At 68.9% G+C, this 15224-nt stretch carries 16 protein-coding genes and 1 tRNA gene; 9 read left to right on the top strand and 8 right to left on the bottom strand.

Annotated features, from left to right (window positions below; translation table 11 throughout):
- Positions 1 to 14: 14 nt before the first annotated feature.
- Genes GC106_RS18615 through GC106_RS18605 form a run of 3 tightly spaced genes read left to right on the top strand, consistent with a single transcriptional unit; the run spans position 15 to position 1568 of the window.
- The gene (locus GC106_RS18615; protein WP_173132013.1) at positions 15 to 569 is read left to right on the top strand and encodes an NADPH-dependent FMN reductase; all 555 of its coding nucleotides are present in this window, start codon (positions 15 to 17) and stop codon (positions 567 to 569) included.
- A gap of 51 nt (positions 570 to 620) precedes the next feature.
- Positions 621 to 1046: an organic hydroperoxide resistance protein gene (locus tag GC106_RS18610; RefSeq protein ID WP_173132010.1), complete on the top strand. Its 426-nt coding sequence runs from the start codon at positions 621 to 623 to the stop codon at positions 1044 to 1046.
- A gap of 45 nt (positions 1047 to 1091) precedes the next feature.
- Complete coding sequence (locus tag GC106_RS18605) at positions 1092 to 1568, top strand: Dps family protein (RefSeq protein WP_173132007.1); 477 nt, start codon at positions 1092 to 1094, stop codon at positions 1566 to 1568.
- A 77-nt stretch (positions 1569 to 1645) separates the two neighbouring features.
- Here the strand turns inward: GC106_RS18605 and GC106_RS18600 are convergent, their stop codons facing one another.
- The 3 genes from GC106_RS18600 to GC106_RS18590 form a co-directional block, all read right to left on the bottom strand.
- Positions 1646 to 3484 carry a S9 family peptidase gene (locus GC106_RS18600; protein WP_173132004.1) on the bottom strand — a complete coding sequence of 613 codons (1839 nt, stop codon included), beginning with the start codon at positions 3482 to 3484 and terminating at the stop codon, positions 1646 to 1648.
- A gap of 635 nt (positions 3485 to 4119) precedes the next feature.
- A tRNA-Pro gene (locus GC106_RS18595) sits at positions 4120 to 4193 on the bottom strand.
- Between the two features lie 21 nt (positions 4194 to 4214).
- Positions 4215 to 5159 (bottom strand): metallophosphoesterase, encoded by a 945-nt coding sequence (locus GC106_RS18590; protein ID WP_173132354.1) that lies wholly within the window; start codon positions 5157 to 5159, stop codon positions 4215 to 4217.
- A gap of 82 nt (positions 5160 to 5241) precedes the next feature.
- Between GC106_RS18590 and GC106_RS18585 the strand changes: the two genes are divergently transcribed.
- Entirely contained in the window at positions 5242 to 5712 is a 471-nt protein-coding gene (locus GC106_RS18585; RefSeq protein ID WP_173132001.1) for a GatB/YqeY domain-containing protein, read from the top strand.
- A 260-nt stretch (positions 5713 to 5972) separates the two neighbouring features.
- Here the strand turns inward: GC106_RS18585 and GC106_RS18580 are convergent, their stop codons facing one another.
- A complete protein-coding gene (locus tag GC106_RS18580; RefSeq protein WP_173131998.1) occupies positions 5973 to 8495 on the bottom strand; it encodes a penicillin-binding protein in 2523 nt (840 codons plus the stop codon).
- A gap of 195 nt (positions 8496 to 8690) precedes the next feature.
- Here GC106_RS18580 and GC106_RS18575 point away from each other — a divergent pair, with 195 nt between their 5' ends.
- Positions 8691 to 8996 carry a WhiB family transcriptional regulator gene (locus tag GC106_RS18575; RefSeq protein WP_173131995.1) on the top strand — a complete coding sequence of 102 codons (306 nt, stop codon included), beginning with the start codon at positions 8691 to 8693 and terminating at the stop codon, positions 8994 to 8996.
- A 15-nt stretch (positions 8997 to 9011) separates the two neighbouring features.
- On the opposite strand, the gene bagB is transcribed toward GC106_RS18575, so the two are convergent.
- From bagB to GC106_RS18560, 3 genes are read right to left on the bottom strand one after another with little or no spacing between them, the layout of a single operon-like run.
- Positions 9012 to 10139, bottom strand: coding sequence for an ATPase BagB (gene bagB / locus GC106_RS18570; RefSeq protein WP_173131992.1), 1128 nt, complete (start codon positions 10137 to 10139; stop codon positions 9012 to 9014).
- Positions 10136 to 11140: an ATPase BagA gene (gene bagA, locus GC106_RS18565; protein WP_173131989.1), complete on the bottom strand. Its 1005-nt coding sequence runs from the start codon at positions 11138 to 11140 to the stop codon at positions 10136 to 10138. The genes bagB and bagA overlap by 4 nt, the downstream gene beginning before the upstream one ends.
- A 45-nt stretch (positions 11141 to 11185) precedes the next feature.
- Positions 11186 to 11437: a hypothetical protein gene (locus tag GC106_RS18560; RefSeq protein WP_173131986.1), complete on the bottom strand. Its 252-nt coding sequence runs from the start codon at positions 11435 to 11437 to the stop codon at positions 11186 to 11188.
- 61 nt (positions 11438 to 11498) lie between these two features.
- Between GC106_RS18560 and sp36 the strand changes: the two genes are divergently transcribed.
- The 4 genes from sp36 to GC106_RS18540 are packed head-to-tail and all read left to right on the top strand — an operon-like array spanning position 11499 to position 14053.
- Complete coding sequence (gene sp36 / locus GC106_RS18555) at positions 11499 to 11654, top strand: Sp36 family protein (RefSeq protein WP_125728025.1); 156 nt, start codon at positions 11499 to 11501, stop codon at positions 11652 to 11654.
- Complete coding sequence (locus GC106_RS18550) at positions 11651 to 12106, top strand: RidA family protein (protein ID WP_173131983.1); 456 nt, start codon at positions 11651 to 11653, stop codon at positions 12104 to 12106. The genes sp36 and GC106_RS18550 overlap by 4 nt, the downstream gene beginning before the upstream one ends.
- 25 nt (positions 12107 to 12131) lie before the next feature.
- Entirely contained in the window at positions 12132 to 12755 is a 624-nt protein-coding gene (locus GC106_RS18545) for a hypothetical protein (RefSeq protein ID WP_173131980.1), read from the top strand.
- A gap of 35 nt (positions 12756 to 12790) precedes the next feature.
- A complete protein-coding gene (locus tag GC106_RS18540) occupies positions 12791 to 14053 on the top strand; it encodes a hypothetical protein (RefSeq protein WP_173131977.1) in 1263 nt (420 codons plus the stop codon).
- Positions 14054 to 14286: 233 nt separating this feature from the next.
- Here the strand turns inward: GC106_RS18540 and GC106_RS18535 are convergent, their stop codons facing one another.
- Positions 14287 to 15192: a Gfo/Idh/MocA family protein gene (locus tag GC106_RS18535; protein ID WP_173131974.1), complete on the bottom strand. Its 906-nt coding sequence runs from the start codon at positions 15190 to 15192 to the stop codon at positions 14287 to 14289.
- Between the last annotated feature and the right edge of the window lie 32 nt (positions 15193 to 15224).

The following is a 15224-nucleotide window of genomic DNA, read 5'->3' as shown; positions in this document are numbered from 1 at the left end:
CCTAGGCTGGGTAGGTGGCCATTCATGTGGTGGGTATCGGTGGTTCCCTGCGGACGAACTCCCAGTCCGAGTGGGCCCTGCGGGTCGCGTTGGCCGGTGCCGAGGAACTGGGCGCCAAGACCACGGTGATCAGCGGGGACGACCTGGTGCTGCCGTTCTACGATCCCGCGGTGCCGGAACGGTCGGCCGCCGCGCACAGGCTCGTCGAGAACCTCCGTGACGCCGACGGTGTGGTGCTCGTCTCACCCGGCTACCACGGCACGATCTCGGGCCTGGTGAAGAACGCCCTGGACTACGTCGAGGACCTCCGCGAAGACGAACGTCCATACCTCGACGGCCGAGCCGTTGGCTGTGTCGCGACCGCGCAGGGCTGGCAGGCCGCCGTCACCACGCTCACGTCGCTGCGGTCGATCGTGCACGCGCTGCGGGGCTGGCCCACACCGCTCGGCTCCGCGATCAACTCGGCCGAGGTGCGGTTCGACGGCGCGGGCGAGTGCTCCAGCGACTCCGTGGCCACCACATTGCGCACGATCGGGCGTCAAGTCGCGGAGTTCACACTCGGCAGGTGACGCGTAGCGTTGGCCTCGTTCACTGAACATCCTGATCAGAGACGAGGGAACATGGCTGAGGCGCTGTACACGGCCGAAGCGACGTCCAAAGGCGACGGTCGCAACGGCGAGGTGGTCTCGTCGGATGGTGTGATCGACGAGAAGCTGGCGACGCCGAAGGAGATGGGCGGCCCTGGCGGCACGTACACCAACCCTGAACAGCTGTTCGCGGCCGGCTACTCGGCCTGTTTCCACAGCGCGCTGCGGCTGGTCGCCCGGCAGGCGAAGGCCGACATCGGTGACACGACAGTCACCGCGTCCGTCACGCTGAACAAGGACGACAACGACAAGTTCGTGCTTTCCGTGAAACTGGCCGCTCACCTGCCAGGACTCGAACAGGGCCGGGCTGACCAGCTGGTCGCGCAGGCGCACCAGGTGTGCCCGTACTCCCACGCCACTCGGGGGAACATCGAAGTCACCGTTACGGCGACGGTTTGACGCCTGCGGCACCGGGTAGGCCTTCTGGTGAGGAGGCGATGTGCAGTGAGCAAGTCCCCGATCACCAGTCCGTTGCCGGAGGCGGACAAGAAGACCACCGGTGCAATCCTGCAGGCCACGCTGGTCGACATGATCGACTTGTCGTTGATCGCCAAGCAGGCGCACTGGAACGTGGTCGGTAAGAACTTCCGCAGTGTTCACACACAGCTCGACGAACTTGTTTCCACCGCACGCACTTACGTCGACGAGGTCGCGGAGCGCGCCAACGCGATCGGTGTCTCACCGAACGGCAAGGCCAGGACCGTGGTCGAGAGCTCGGGTGTGCCCGAGTACCCCGACGGCTGGCTTTCCGACAAGGACACCGTCACCGCGATCGTCGCCACGCTGGAGGCGCTGGTCAAGCGGTTGCGTGCGCGGATCGACGAGACCGACAAGTCCGATCTCGTCACCCAGGACCTTCTGATCGACATCGCCAAGGACCTTGAGCAGGCCCACTGGATGTGGCAGGCCCAGTCGGTCTGACTCCCCAAGAAAAACTGGTCCGCGTGCGCACCTGGCAGGGAGGTGCGCACGCGGGCCAGTCCATGTCACGCCCGATGTCACCGCATGCCGAGCATCCGGAGCACGAAGTGCACCTCGATGCCGACCTGCTTGATCGTCTCGGAGACCACCAGCGAGCCGTGCCCGGCGTCGTACCGGAACTCCTCGTACTTCGCGCCGCGCTCGGCGAGCCGGTCGAGGTAGTTGTCGATCTGGCGGATCGGGCAGCGCGGGTCGTTCTCGCCCGCCCAGACCAGGATCGGGGCGCGCACCTGGTCGACGTACGTCAACGGTGAGCATTCCCGGTACAGGTCAGGCAGTTCTTCCGGCGATCCGCCGAACAGCGCACGGTCGAACGCGCGCAGCGGCTCCATCTCGTCCTCGTAGGCCGCGAAGTAGTCGGCCACCGGCACGCCGCCGACGGCCGCGGCCCACTTGTCCGGCTGGACACCGGCGGCGAGCAGGCTGAGGTACCCACCCCAGGAAGCGCCTGCCACCACGCATTTCTCCGGATCGGCCAGGCCTGTGCCGACCGCCCACTCGTGCACGGCGGCGACATCCGCGAGCTCGGTGAGACCCGGGCGGCCTTCGATCGCGTCCCGCCAAGCCGAGCCGTAGCCGGTGGAACCGCGGTAGTTCACGTGCACCACGGCAAGGCCCGCGTCGATCCATGCCGCGCGGTACGCGGAGAACCGGTCCTCGTCGGCCGAGTGCGGGCCGCCGTGCAGGCTGAAGACAGTGGGCAGCGGGCCGTCCGGCGCGTCGGCGGGCCGCGCGACCAAGGCGTGCACGTCCCCACCTTCGCTGGGCACGAAGACATCGGTCAGGCTGACCGATCCCGGTGCCCGGTCGCCGGGCGGCGTCAACAGGACCCGATCGGTGCCGTCGGCGTGCAGCGCGCGGATCAACGGCGGCTCGGCCGCCGACGACCACGAGTACTCGATCGTCCCGTCCGGCCGGACGCTCGCGGACCCGATCGTCCCGGCTGGAGTGTCCAAAAAGGAGAGAGAGTCGGTCTCGATCTCGTAGCGGTGCACCGTGTTGCGAGCCTGATGGGTGTGCACGACCAGCAGCGACCGGCCGTCGGGGTACCATGCGGCGGTCACCTCGCCCGGCAGGTCGAGGCTGATCTCCGTCTCGGTGTCCGCCTCGACGTCCCAGATCAGCAGCTCTTCGCGGCCGTGCCGTTCGTGCAGGACGAGCAACCGCGGATCGCCGTCGACCGGGCTGAACCCGATGGCGTCGAGGCCTTTGCCCTTGCCATCCCACCGCTCGGCGACCTTCTCGCCGGTCGTGGTGACCACGCGCAGGGCGGTGTGCCTGTTGTCGCCGTGCTCGGAATGCGCGATGGCCAGATACCGCTCGTCGCGCGAGTGCGCCGCCACACCGGCGTCGTGTTCGTTCGAGTAGATCACCTGGCCAGGCTGACCGTTATGGGAGACAACGATTGTGGTGCCGTCGTCGTTGGAGATGCCGATCGCTGCGACCGACCGGCCGATCTCCACGCCGGCGGGATACCCCCGCGGCACCTCGGCGATCGCCGGCCGTGGCTCCTCGTCGACCGGCCGCCCGGCGAACGGCTCGACCACCCAGCTGCCGAACTCGTCGCCGTCGGTGTCGGCGAACCACCAGATGTGCTCGCCGTCCGGGCTGATCGTGGAGTTGTACGTGCCATTCGGGCGGTCGGTGACCTGCCGGTGATTGCCCGTCAGCCGGTCCCACGCGTATGTCTCCCACACCCCGCTGGCGTTGGAGGTGTACACATTGCGGTCGGGAGCGTCACGGGCCCATTCGGGCAGGCTGATTCGGGCCGCCCGGAATCTGGCCCGCCACCGTGCGTCCTTCTCAGGATCGGTGAACAGCCGCTCGGGCTCCTCTGCTGCGGGATGCTTCGTCACGGGGTCGATCCTGCCTCATCCCGACGACTGGTTTGGTGGCGTGCCAAGTCAATGACGGCAAGTAGTCAGCGGACAGGCCCATTCGGCCTGTGACGGACAGCGAGTTGAACCGCGATGTTCACCAGATTGGGTTAGTCGGTGGTGTCTTCGTCCTTCTTGGCGCTGGGGTTGGGTTCTCAAGAGGGTGTCCTCGCCGGACGGGCAGGCCACCAAGAGGAGAGGGGGCCGCACTCCCTTCCTCCCGCCCGGCCTGCCAAAGGCAACCATGGGCGTCAAGGGGATCGGTTCGACTTCCAGCCCGGTTCCTCGCGTGGGCCGACCCCTTGACCCCCATGGTTGGACTACGTCCAGGCCAAACGGGAGGAAGGGAGCACGAAGACCACCCACGCGCTACCGCGCACCTAACGACGGAGATCCGTATGACTACCGCCCGGGGCCGGTCCGCGTAGGCGGATCACCGCCGCCCTCGCCGCTATCGCGGCAAAGCCGCGCCGCTGGTCCAACGAAAACGCGCCCAGCGCTGGAAGGTAAGGAGCCCGCACCGTGGGGGTCTGGGGGCTCGGCCCCCAGAAGAAACAACGAGGCGACCCAGAGGGAAGGTGCGAAGCACCGACCATGGGTCGCCTGTCGCCGAGTCGGGGTGGCGGGATTCGAACCCACGACCTCTTCGTCCCGAACGAAGCGCGCTACCAAGCTGCGCCACACCCCGGCTTGTCTTGCAGGGGTAACTCTAGCGGACGTCCGCGCGGGCTCCGAAGCGGGTATTGGGTTTGGCTGTTTCCCCGCCGTTCGTCCTGGGTACGAGGGTCAGCAGGCTGGCTTCCGGCGGGCAGGCGAATCGCACTGGGGCGTAAGGGGATGTGCCGAGTCCGGCGGAGACGTGCAGCCACATGTGGCTGCCCCAGCGGGAGGCGCCGCGGGCGCGGGAGCGATCGAGATCACAGTTGGTGACCAGGGCGCCGTAGCCGGGGATGCGGAGTTGGCCGCCGTGGGTGTGGCCCGCGAGGACGAGGTCGTAGCCGTCGTTGGCGAACGCGTCGAGGACGCGTGGCTCCGGTGAGTGCGTGATGCCCAGGCGGAGGGCTGCGGTGCGGTCTGGGCGGCCTGCGATCTCGCTGTAGCGGTCGCGGCGCAGGTGTGGGTCGTCGACGCCTGCGACGGCGATGTTGCGGCCGTCGGCGCTGACGATGCGGCGGACGTGGGTCAGGTCGTGCCAGCCGCGCTCCACCATGGCCGCACGCAGGTCGCGCCAGGGCAGGGGGATGCCGTGGATGCGCTTCTTCTTCGCGCTGGGCAGCAGGTAGCGGGCCGGGTTCTTCGGCTTGGGCGCGTAGTAGTCGTTGCTGCCGAAGATGAAGACGCCGGGACGGTTGAGCAGCGGTCCGAGCGCACGCACGACAGCGGGCACGGCCTGCTTGTGCGCGAGGTTGTCGCCGGTGTTGACGACGAGGTCGGGTTCCAGGGCGTCCAGTGCGGCGATCCAGCGTTGTTTCGAGCGCTGGCCCGGCAGCATGTGGATGTCCGAGATGTGCAGGATCCGGAGTGGACGGGCGTTTTCGCCGAGGACCGGCAGGGTGGCTTGGCGTAGTGTCCAGCGCCTTCGTTCGATCCCGGCCGCGTAGGCGATGCCTGCCGCACCTGCTGCTGTCGTCGTCAAAGCGATTCGGCCCAACATGCTCACGTATCCGAGGGTACGGCGCCCCCTGGACTTCGTGTCAGCCGCCGCCAGGATGGAAGTGAGCGGTAACGTTCGCGTTATGCCGGAGCTCAAGGACAAGTTGAAGTCGGACATGGTCGTCGCGATGAAGGCCAAGGACGCCACCCGGCTGGGCACCCTGCGGATGGTGCTGGCGGCGGTGAGCAACGAGGAAGTGGCCGGCAAGCAGGCGCGGGAGCTGACCGACGAGGAGATCCAGCGCGTGCTGACCCGTGAGGCCAAGAAGCGCAAGGAGGCCGCCGAGGCCTTCGAGTCCGCGGGCCGTGCCGAGCAGGCAGCGGCCGAGCGCGCCGAGGCCGACGTGATCGCCGAGTATCTCCCGGCCCAGCTGTCCGACGACGACCTCGCCAGCCTGGTCGACCAGGCCGTCGCCGAGGTGGCCGAGCAGGTCGGCGGCGCCCCCACCCAGAAGCAGATGGGCCTGGTGATGAAGGCCGCCAACGCCAAGGTCGCCGGTCGCGCCGAGGGCAGCCGGGTCGCCGCCGCCGTCAAGGCCAAGCTGACCTCCTGACGCGTCGCGGCACGCCGAAATGCCGGAAAGCCCGCAGGCACGAGCCTGCGGGCTTTCTGACATAGGCCGGTAATAGGCCGTGTTTCAAATGCCCGATCGCGATAGCCGGGCCGGATGCGGCCCCTGACGCCACCGCGGGACCGCCCAAAGACAACCAGTATTCGCGGCGATCCGCGGCGACGCCAGGAACCGCCCCACCGAGCCGATTCCAGCCTCCGGCCGGGGCAGACTCTCATCGACCGGGACATTCGAAACACGACCTAGCCGCCGCCGGGGTCGCCCCCGCCGCCGCCTTCACCGCCACCGGGATCACCGCCGCCTTCGCCGCCGCCGGGATCACCGCCGGGTTCACCACCGCCGGGCTCCTCACCGCCGGTAGGAGGCGGCGTGCCTGTCGGAGCTCCGCTGCTGGCCGGCGGGTTGACGGGCGTGTCGTGCTGCTGCGGGGCGATGCCTGTGGACACGTAGATCGTGATCGTGCCGCCGGGCAGTTTCGTACCGCGTGGCGTCTGGCTCACGACTGTGCCCCTGCGTCTGCTGTCGTCACGCTGGAGCACGGCGACCTGGTAGCCGGCGCCCTGGAGGATGTTCGTCGCCTCTTCCTGGGACTTGCCGACGACGTCCGGCACCTTCGTCTCCGGGCCGCCGTCGACGTATCTCGGGTCGGTCGGCGGCAGCGGCAGGATCGGCGCGTCGCCCAGCAGCGGTTTCATCGCCGCGAACCAGGTCTGGGCCGGGGTCTTGCCGCCGAAGATGTTGCCGTTGTCCGACAGCCGGGGCGGATCGCTGTTCACGTTGATCGGGCGCGGCCGATTGCCGTCGGCGAAGGTCAGCGCCGCCGCCGCGTACTGCGGGACCGCGCCGACGAAGCCCGCGGACTTGAAGTCCTGGGTCGTGCCGGTCTTGCCCATCATCGGGCGGTTCCAGCCGACGGTCCGCGCCGCGTTGTGGGCCGTGCCGCCGGGCAGGTCGTCCTTGCTCAGGCCGATCACGAGCGTGTTGGCGAGCCCTTCGGCCACCGCCTGCTCGCAGGGCTGCTCCTTGCCCTTCAGGTCCACCGGCTTGCCGTTGCGGTCGATGATCTCCACGATCGGTGACGGCGGGCACCAGACGCCACCGCTCATCAGCGTCGCGGCCACGTTGGCCAGCTCAAGCGGGCTCATCGGGCTCGGGCCGAGCGTCAGCGACGCGTTGCCCGGGTAGCCCGGCTTGCTCCGGAAGTGCTGCGCCTGGGACTCCTCACCCGGCTTGGCGGGCTTGCCGCTCATGTTCGACGCCATCGTCTCGCGCATGCCCAGCCGGACCAGCATGTCCACGACCGGGTCCGTGCTGCCGAGCATCTCCTCCAGCTTGACGAAGCCGGTGTTCGGCGACTTCGCCAGCGCGTCCTGCAGCGTCATCCGGGGTGGGTACTGGTCGTTGTAGTTGCTCAGGCAGTACCACCGGGTGTTGCCGTCGTTCGGCCGCTCGGTGCGCGGGCAGCTCTTCTCGCTGCCGCCGGTGAACAGGTGCGAGACGTAGGTCGTCGGGGTGTCGATCTGGGTGTTGATGCCGAGGCCCTTCTCCAGGGCCGCGGCCGCGGTGAAGATCTTGTAGATCGATCCCGTGCCGAACTTGTTCTCGATGCCGTACGGCTGCGGGTACTGCGTCTGGCCCTTCGAGGCGTCCTGGCCGTAGTCGCGGTTGGACACCAGCGCGACGACCTCGTGCTTCTCCTTGCCCGGCTTGACGATGGCCATCACGTTCGCGATGCCGTCGGTGGTCTTGGGCACCTGCTCCATCGCGGCCTTCTTGGCCAGCGAGGTGGCGCTCAGGTCCAGGCTGGTCTTGATCGTGTAGCCGCCGGTCGCCAGCTGGTCCTGGGTGAAGCCGAGCTTCTCCAGGTACTCGGTGACGTACTGGCAGAAGAACCCGGCCTCCGGGCCCGCGCCGTTGCAGTTCTTCGCGGGCTTCACCGGCTCCTCGGCCACGCCCAGCGGGGTGGCCTTGGCGGCCTCGCCGTCGGCCTTGGACACCCGGCCGGTCTCGATCATCGTGTCGATCACGACGTTGCGGCGGCTGAGCGCCTGCGGGGCGCGCTGCCACGGGTTGAACATCGTCGGGTTCTGCACCATCCCGGCCAGCAGCGCGGACTGCGGCACGGTCAGCTTGTCCGGCGTGGTGTTGAAGTACGTCGCCGCCGCGGCCCCGATGCCGTAGATCGAGTTGGAGAACTCGACCACGTTCAGGTAGCCGGTGATGATCTCTTCCTTGGTCATCTTCTGCTCGAGCTGCAGCGCCAGCCGGGCCTCCCGCAGCTTGCGGGCGACCTTGGCCTCCTGTGCCTTCTGCTGCTCGGCCTTGTTGTTGCGGTAGACGACGTTGATCAGGTAGTTCTTCACGTACTGCTGGGTGAGCGTGGAGCCACCCTGCTGGTTGCCACCGCTCGTGCTCAGCGCGGCACGCGTTGTGCCCTTCCAGTCCACGCCGTGGTGTTCGTAGAAGCGCCTGTCCTCGATCGCGATCAGTGCTTCCTTCATCACCGGCGAGATCTGCTCCGCGGCCACCGGTATCCGGTACTGGTCGTAGAGCGTGGCGATCCGCTGGCCGTTCGCGGCGGTCATGGAGGTGATCAGGGGCGGCGGTATCTCGACCATCTCCGCCTGTGCGCTGTCGATCGTGTCGCTGGCCCGGTTCGAGGCCACGCCGAGCGCTCCGACCATGGGAAACAGCATCCCGGCGACCAGCACTCCGGCCAGCACACAGAGGCTGAGCATCTTGACCACACCGCTCGTGAAGCGCACGAAGGCCAGGGTACCGAGTAACCCCTTCCCGCCGCTGACTACGCTGCGGTATCGCATTGACTTCTGAGCGCCCGTGTGCGAGTAGTCAACGAAGGGGTGGAACCGGGGGCGTTCGAACGTCGTCAATTTTGTCACGACAGGCTGCTGGAGCCGGGGGGCTTCGGGCAATGGACACGACGGTAGGAGCTGGGGGAGATGTATTCGCATCCCAAACCACAGGACTGGCGCGTCAACGCGGCGTGCCGTGGTGACGATCCGGATGAGCTCTTCGTACGAGGCGCGGAACAGCGCAAGGCGAAACTGGTGTGCGTGGCGTGCCCGGTGCGCACCGAGTGCCTCGCCGAGGCGCTCGACAACAGAATCGAGTTCGGCGTCTGGGGCGGGATGACCGAGCGGGAGCGTCGCGCGTTGCTGCGCCGCAGGCCGGACGTCAGTTCGTGGCGTGACCTGCTGGACAACGCACGTCGCCAGCACGAACCCGAAGACGCACAGGTCGGCTGACGCCGACGTCGCCGCTCAGCCCGCGCTGAGCTGCTCACCGATCTGCCGCAGGCCCGCCAGGTCATGCACGTCCGATGGCATGGCGGGCACGCGGGCGACCGGCACGCCCTGGTGCGCCCGGGTGAACCTGGCGACCAACCGCTGTTCCCGTTGCGCGACTGATACCCGATCGGCATGCAATCGCAACACGGCCGCGGCCAGTGGCGAATCGCCACGACGCTCCAGCGCCTCGGCGGCCGTGAGGGCCTCCGGGCCGGGCAGTTCAGCCAGTACCGGGTGAGTGCGGTTGACCACGAGCCCGGCCAGCGGCATGGACTCACCGGCGAGCCGTTCGACGAAGTAGCTGGCTTCCCGCAGCGCGTCCGGTTCGGGCGCGGCGACCACCAGGAACGCCGTGCCGCCGGACCGCAGCAGCTCGTACGTGCGGGTCGAACGTTCCCGGAACCCGCCGAACATGCTGTCGAAGGCCTGCACGAACGCGGACGCGTCGGCCAGCAGCTGCCCGCCGACGATCGTCGACACGGCCTTGGCGAACAGCGAGAACCCGGCGCCGACGATCTTGCGAAGCCCCCAGCCGCCCGCCTTGGCCGGGCCGGCCAGCAGCTTGATCATCCGGCCGTCCAGCGCGGTGGACAGGCGCTGCGGCGCGTCCAGGAAGTCCAGCGCCGACCGGCTCGGCGGGGTGTCGACGATGATCAGGTCCCACTCGCCCCCGGCGGCCAGCTGCCCCAGCTTCTCCATCGCCATGTACTCCTGCGTGCCGGAGAACGAACTGGAGATGGTCCGGTAGAACGGGTTGGCCAGCACTTCCTTGGCCTTCTCGGGCCCGGCGTGCGCGTGCACCATGTCGTCGAACGTGCGGCGCATGTCGAGCATCATGGCCGAGAGGTCGCCCTCGGGCTCGAACCCGTCGACCTCCACGCGACGCGGCTGGTTGCCCAGCTCACGAAGGCCGAGCGCCTGGGCCAGCCGGCGCGCCGGGTCGATCGTCAGCACGACGGTCTTACGGCCGCGCTCGGCCGCGCGCACCGCGAGGGCCGCGGCTGTCGTGGTCTTGCCGACCCCGCCGGAGCCGCAGCAGACGATCACCTTGGTCGACGGATCGTCGATCAGCTCGTCGGTCTTCAGGGCTGGTGTGCTCACCGGACCCCCTGTTCGACCATGATCTCGGCCATTTCGTACAGCGCGGCCACGTCGACCCCGTCGGTCATCTCGGGCAGTTCCAGCGCGGGCAGGTCGCTTTCGGCCAGGTGCTCGCGCGCGGTGCTCTCGGCCTGCACGCGGATCGCGTGCTCGACCGTCTCGGCCACCAGGCCGTCGAGAACGTCCTCGTCCAGGTCGAGCCCGGCCGTCTCCAGGCCGGTACGGATGCGCGACGCGTCGACGCGGCCCCCGGCGGCGGACGTGACCGAGCGCGCGGGCAGCCGTGGCGGCCGGACCCGGTTGACGATCACGGCGCCCGGTCGCAGGTCGGCGCCGTCGAGTTCGGCGACGGCGTCGAGCGTCTCCCGGACCGGCATCTCCTCCAGCAGCGTGACCAGGTGTACGGCGGTGTCGTCGGAGTGCAGCAACCGGACCACGCCCTCGCTCTGCCCCTTGATCGGGCCGACTTTCGCCAGATCGGCCATGGCCCTGGTGACATCGAGGAACTTCACGATCCGGCCGGTCGGCGGCGCGTCCAGGACGACCGCGTCGTACAGGTGCCGGCCGTTGTCGCCGGTGCGCCCGACAGTCTCTTTGATCTTGCCGGTGAGCAGCACGTCCCGCAGGCCCGGCGCCAGCGTGGTGGCGAAGTCGATCGCGCCCATCCGGCGCAGCGTCCGCCCGGCGATGCCCAGGTTGTAGAACATCGACAGGTAGTCCAGCAGCGCCGCCTCGGCGTCCACGTGCAGCGCGCGGACCTCACCGCCGCCGGGCGCGGACGCGATGCGCTGCTCGGCGTACGGCAACGGCTCGGTGTCGAAGAGCTGCGCGATTCCCTGACGACCCTCGACCTCGGCGAGCAGGACCCGCCTGCCGCCGGTCGCCAGCGCGATCGCGAGCGCCGCGGCCATGGTCGTCTTGCCGGTACCGCCCTTGCCGGTCACCACGTGCAGCCGGGCTCTGGCCACGTGATCGGTCCAGCCGACGACAGGGGAGGTCACAACTTCAGCGTAAATGTCGGATTAACGGCGCGCTCCCAGCAGGCGTCAGCTCGTGAGCAAGAGCACTGTGTTGGTGACTCCGACCGCCGCGACGACCACCCACACCACCGGCCCCGGCAGGACCGTCAGCGACAACACGCAGAGCAACAGGACGATGGTGAACGAGATCGCACCGGCCAGCGCCACGCTCGAGTTGGTCGCGCCCTTGCGGTCCCGGGTCTGTGCCATCGCCAGCAGCACGAGGATCACGCCGCCGAAGCCGATCAGCAGGCCCGCGATGACTCGCCACGTCTCCACTTCGTGGACGCTACCCGGCCGTCCGGTCCGTCACGAAGCGGCACGGGATAGTCTCCGGCACATGACCAAGTGGGAGTACGCGACCGTTCCGCTGCTGACGCACGCCACCAAACAGATCCTCGACCAGTGGGGCGAGGACGGCTGGGAACTCGTCACCGTGCAGCCGGGTCCCACCGGCGAACAGCTCGTGGCCTTTCTGAAGCGGCCCAAGGCATGAGTTGGTCGCAGAAGCTCGCTGAGCTGGGCATTCAGTTGCCGTCGGTGGCCGCGCCGGTCGCCGCGTACGTGCCCGCGGTGCGGTCCGGATCGCACGTGTACGTCTCCGGTCAGCTGCCCTTCATCGAGGGCGCCCTCGCCGCGACCGGCAAGGTCGGCGGCGAGATCAGCCCGGAGGAGGGCAAGGCGCACGCTCGCACGTGCGCGCTGAACGCGCTCGCCGCCGTGCACAGTCTCGTCGGCATCGACGCGGTGGTGCGCGTGGTCAAGGTCGGCGGGTTCGTCGCCGCGGCCGAAGGGTTCACGGCGATCCCCACTGTGGTCAACGGCGCCTCGGAGCTGTTCGGCGAGGTGTTCGCGGACGCGGGCAGGCACGCCCGCGCCGCCGTCGGGGTGGCCGAGCTCCCGCTCGGCGCGCCCGTCGAGATCGAAGTGATCTTCGAGGTGGGCTGAGCCCGCCGCTGGGAGGAGAGCTCTTATGGACAGCTACGCCGAGTCGGACTGCCACGAGCTACTGCTGCGGCTCGCCGGCCGTCTGCCCGACCGTCAGCTCTGGCGGTTCCGCGACTGGCTCGCCGCGGGGGCCGTGACCGCACTCGCCCGCACGTTGCCGCTGACACTTTTGCGAGAACGTGTCGGACTCACCGCGGAAGAGTCTCGCCTGCTCACGAACGCCTTGCGGCCCGCGGGCGCGGATCCTGAGCGGTTGAATGCGCTGCCATGGGTGGACGAAATCGCCGAAGTCGACTACACCTTCACGTCAGAGTCGCCCGAATGGGTGAGCATGGGTGACTCCACGGGTGTAGTTCTTGGGGCGATTGTTCGGGACCGATCCGATATCGGTGAGGTCCGCGGGACGTGGCGTCTGCCACGAACGGGTGGTGGTGCTGCCACGCGTGTCGTCCTGGTGACTGCGACCACGCAGTGCGCGAAGCTCGCCGGCGAACTGCAACGGGTACTGCGTGCGCTCGGTGAACACGAGCCGAGCGTCGAGGTGATCCCGAGGGGCATCCTGCTTCCTCGGTACCACCAGGCGGCACTGGCGGCATCGGTGCCGTTGGCCATGGGTGCGGCAGAAGGGGGCCACCTGGTCCCGAGCTGACGCGCCCGCTCGACCAGCTGGAATGGAGAGAAGTCGTGACCCAGGTCGCTGACCGCGTTGCGCTCCCGATCCGTGTCCATGACCTCTTGCTGGGCCTCGCTGGCAGGTTGGACGACGACGCGCTGACCGACGCCCGCGAGCTGCTGGCCTCGGCGGAACTGGACCGCTCGCTGGAACTGATCGCCGGCTGCCTGGTGGCCGGCCGGATTCCGCTGTCGCCGGTGGAGCGCAGAGACCTGGAGGCGATGTTCGCCGAGGCGAACTGCGACACGACGCTGATCCAGCAGTTGAAGGTGGACGACGGCCGGGCCCGTCCGCCGGTCCACAAGTTCCACCCGGGACTGGTGGACTCGCAGATCGGTGGCGCCGAGGCGGGCGTGAGCGACGCCGTGCACCGCGTGCTGGAAGTCCTGCCGGACGTCCGCGCGCTGTGGTGCGTCTGGCGGACCACCCCGGCAGGGGCGGTCGCCGGGTCCGTGCCGCACCGGCTCGTGCTCGTCGAGATCGGCCCGCGCGGCTTCCCGCCCGCGACCGCCTACCGGATCGAGCACGCCCTGCGGCGAGCCGGGATTCGCGCGGCCGTCGAGGTCCTGCGGGACAACTCGCCGCTGAGCGAGTACCACCGCCAGGGCATGCAGCAGGCACGCCGGGTCTCGTTCGACGGGGCCGTAGAGGAGCCTGCTTCAGAGACCTCACGGACTTGGGCGCAGCAGCGCGAGACATCGTGGAAGGACGACGTCCCCGCGGTGGCGGTGGTGGACGACCAGCCGGCCACGAGCAGCTGGATCCCGGAGATGGACCCGCCGGCCACGACGTCGGGCAAGGCACCGAAGCCGTCACCGAAAGAGACGACCAACGTCATCGAACCGGTGATCGAGCCCGTGCCCGACGCGGTGACCGAGCCCCCGGCCCGCCCGGAGCGGCCAAATTTCGACCAACCCGGGCTGCGTCAAGCGACAAGCAGCGTTGACGAGCCCGAACCGGTCACCAAGCCGAAGAAGCCGGCGCCGGCTCCGGCTCCCTCGGCCGCGTCCTCGAAGGACACGTTCGAGGACAGTGACCTCAACGACCAGGAACGCGACCTGCTGCGCCAGTTACAGGAAGAGCTGGCCAAGCGGGAGCAGGCAGAGGCGTCCAGCAACAAGAAGCTGAGCTGGCAGACCGACAAGTCCGGCAGGCACTCCGACGCCGAAGCGAAGTGGTCGAGCCCGTCGGCGGCGACGCCCCGGATCATCAACGGCGTCCCGCCCACCGCGGGCGGCTCGGTCGAACCACCGCGCTTCCCACCCGGCGCCTGAGCGTTTTCGGAAAAGGGCCGTGCGGCCGTACGGCCCTTTTCATGCGTCCGATGCCGGGTGGCCGGTTCCGGTTTCCGCACAGCTGTGGACAACCTCCGGCGGACCTGCGCGCCTGTGGACAACCCTGAGCGTGCCTGTGGACAACCGCTGGCCGACCGGACCGGCTGTGGACGACGGCTCCGCTGCCTGCCCGAGTTGTCGGACCCGCTCGGTAGGTTGGATTCGGGGGCTGCTCACTCAGGTCCGGGTGGTTTCTCGGTCTCCCGGGCGATGTCCTCGATGATGCGTTGCAGGTGCAGGCCGCGCTGGGCGTCGCAGGGATGGCTTGTCGTGCCGCTGTGGACCATCGCGACGAAGTCGTCGAGCAGGACTGTGAAGGCCTGGTCCGAGGGGGTTTCGCGGCCTGGCAAGGTGCGGTAGCCGTTGTCGCCGTACACGCTGAAGTCGACCACCGTCGGCCGGAGCGGCATCCTCAGCGAGATCGTGATCGTGCTCGTCGCGCCGGTCTCGTGGCCGAGGATGAAGTGCCAGAGGTCCCGCTGGCCGCGGCTCGCGCCCAGAACATCGGTGATCGTGCCGAGGGCGGCGTCCATCAGGTCGATCACGTGCGGGCCGACGTCGAGCAGCGCGCCGCTTTCGTGCCGCCACGCCGAACCCGAGTAGTCCTCGGACAGCAGGGCGCCGGACATCCACTGGGCGTTGCCGCCGACCCAGCCGCCGGTCGCGTGCAGATCCGCCAGCCAGTCCTTGGTCTCCTGCGCGAACCGGCGGACCAGGGACACCAGCGACACCACTCCGGCGTCGGCGATCGCGCCCGCGAGTCGTTTCGCTTCGTCGACGGTCGCGGCGATGGGTTTCTCCAGGATCACGTGCTTGCCCGCGGCCACCGCCCGCAGCGCCAGCTCGGCCTGCACGGCCGGAGGGACGGCGAAGGCGACCGCGTCGACCTGGTCGAAGAGTTCCGCCGGGGAATCGGCCGGTTCGATGCAGTACGCCTTGGCCATCGTGTCGGCCGCGTCGCGGCGACGTGCCCAGACCGAGGTGAAGTGCACCCCCGGGTGCTCGGCCAGGCCCGGCGCGTGCGCGCGTTCCGCCCAGAGTCCGGCACCGATCAGTCCAACCCGCACTTGTTCGTCCACGCGCCCAGTATCGACCGGTGAGCCGGGTCACC

It is taken from the genome of Kibdelosporangium persicum, from assembly GCF_013280595.1.
GTDB classification, from domain to species: Bacteria; Actinomycetota; Actinomycetes; order Mycobacteriales; family Pseudonocardiaceae; genus Kibdelosporangium; species Kibdelosporangium persicum.
This window is presented reverse-complemented; position numbering and strand designations above follow the sequence as displayed.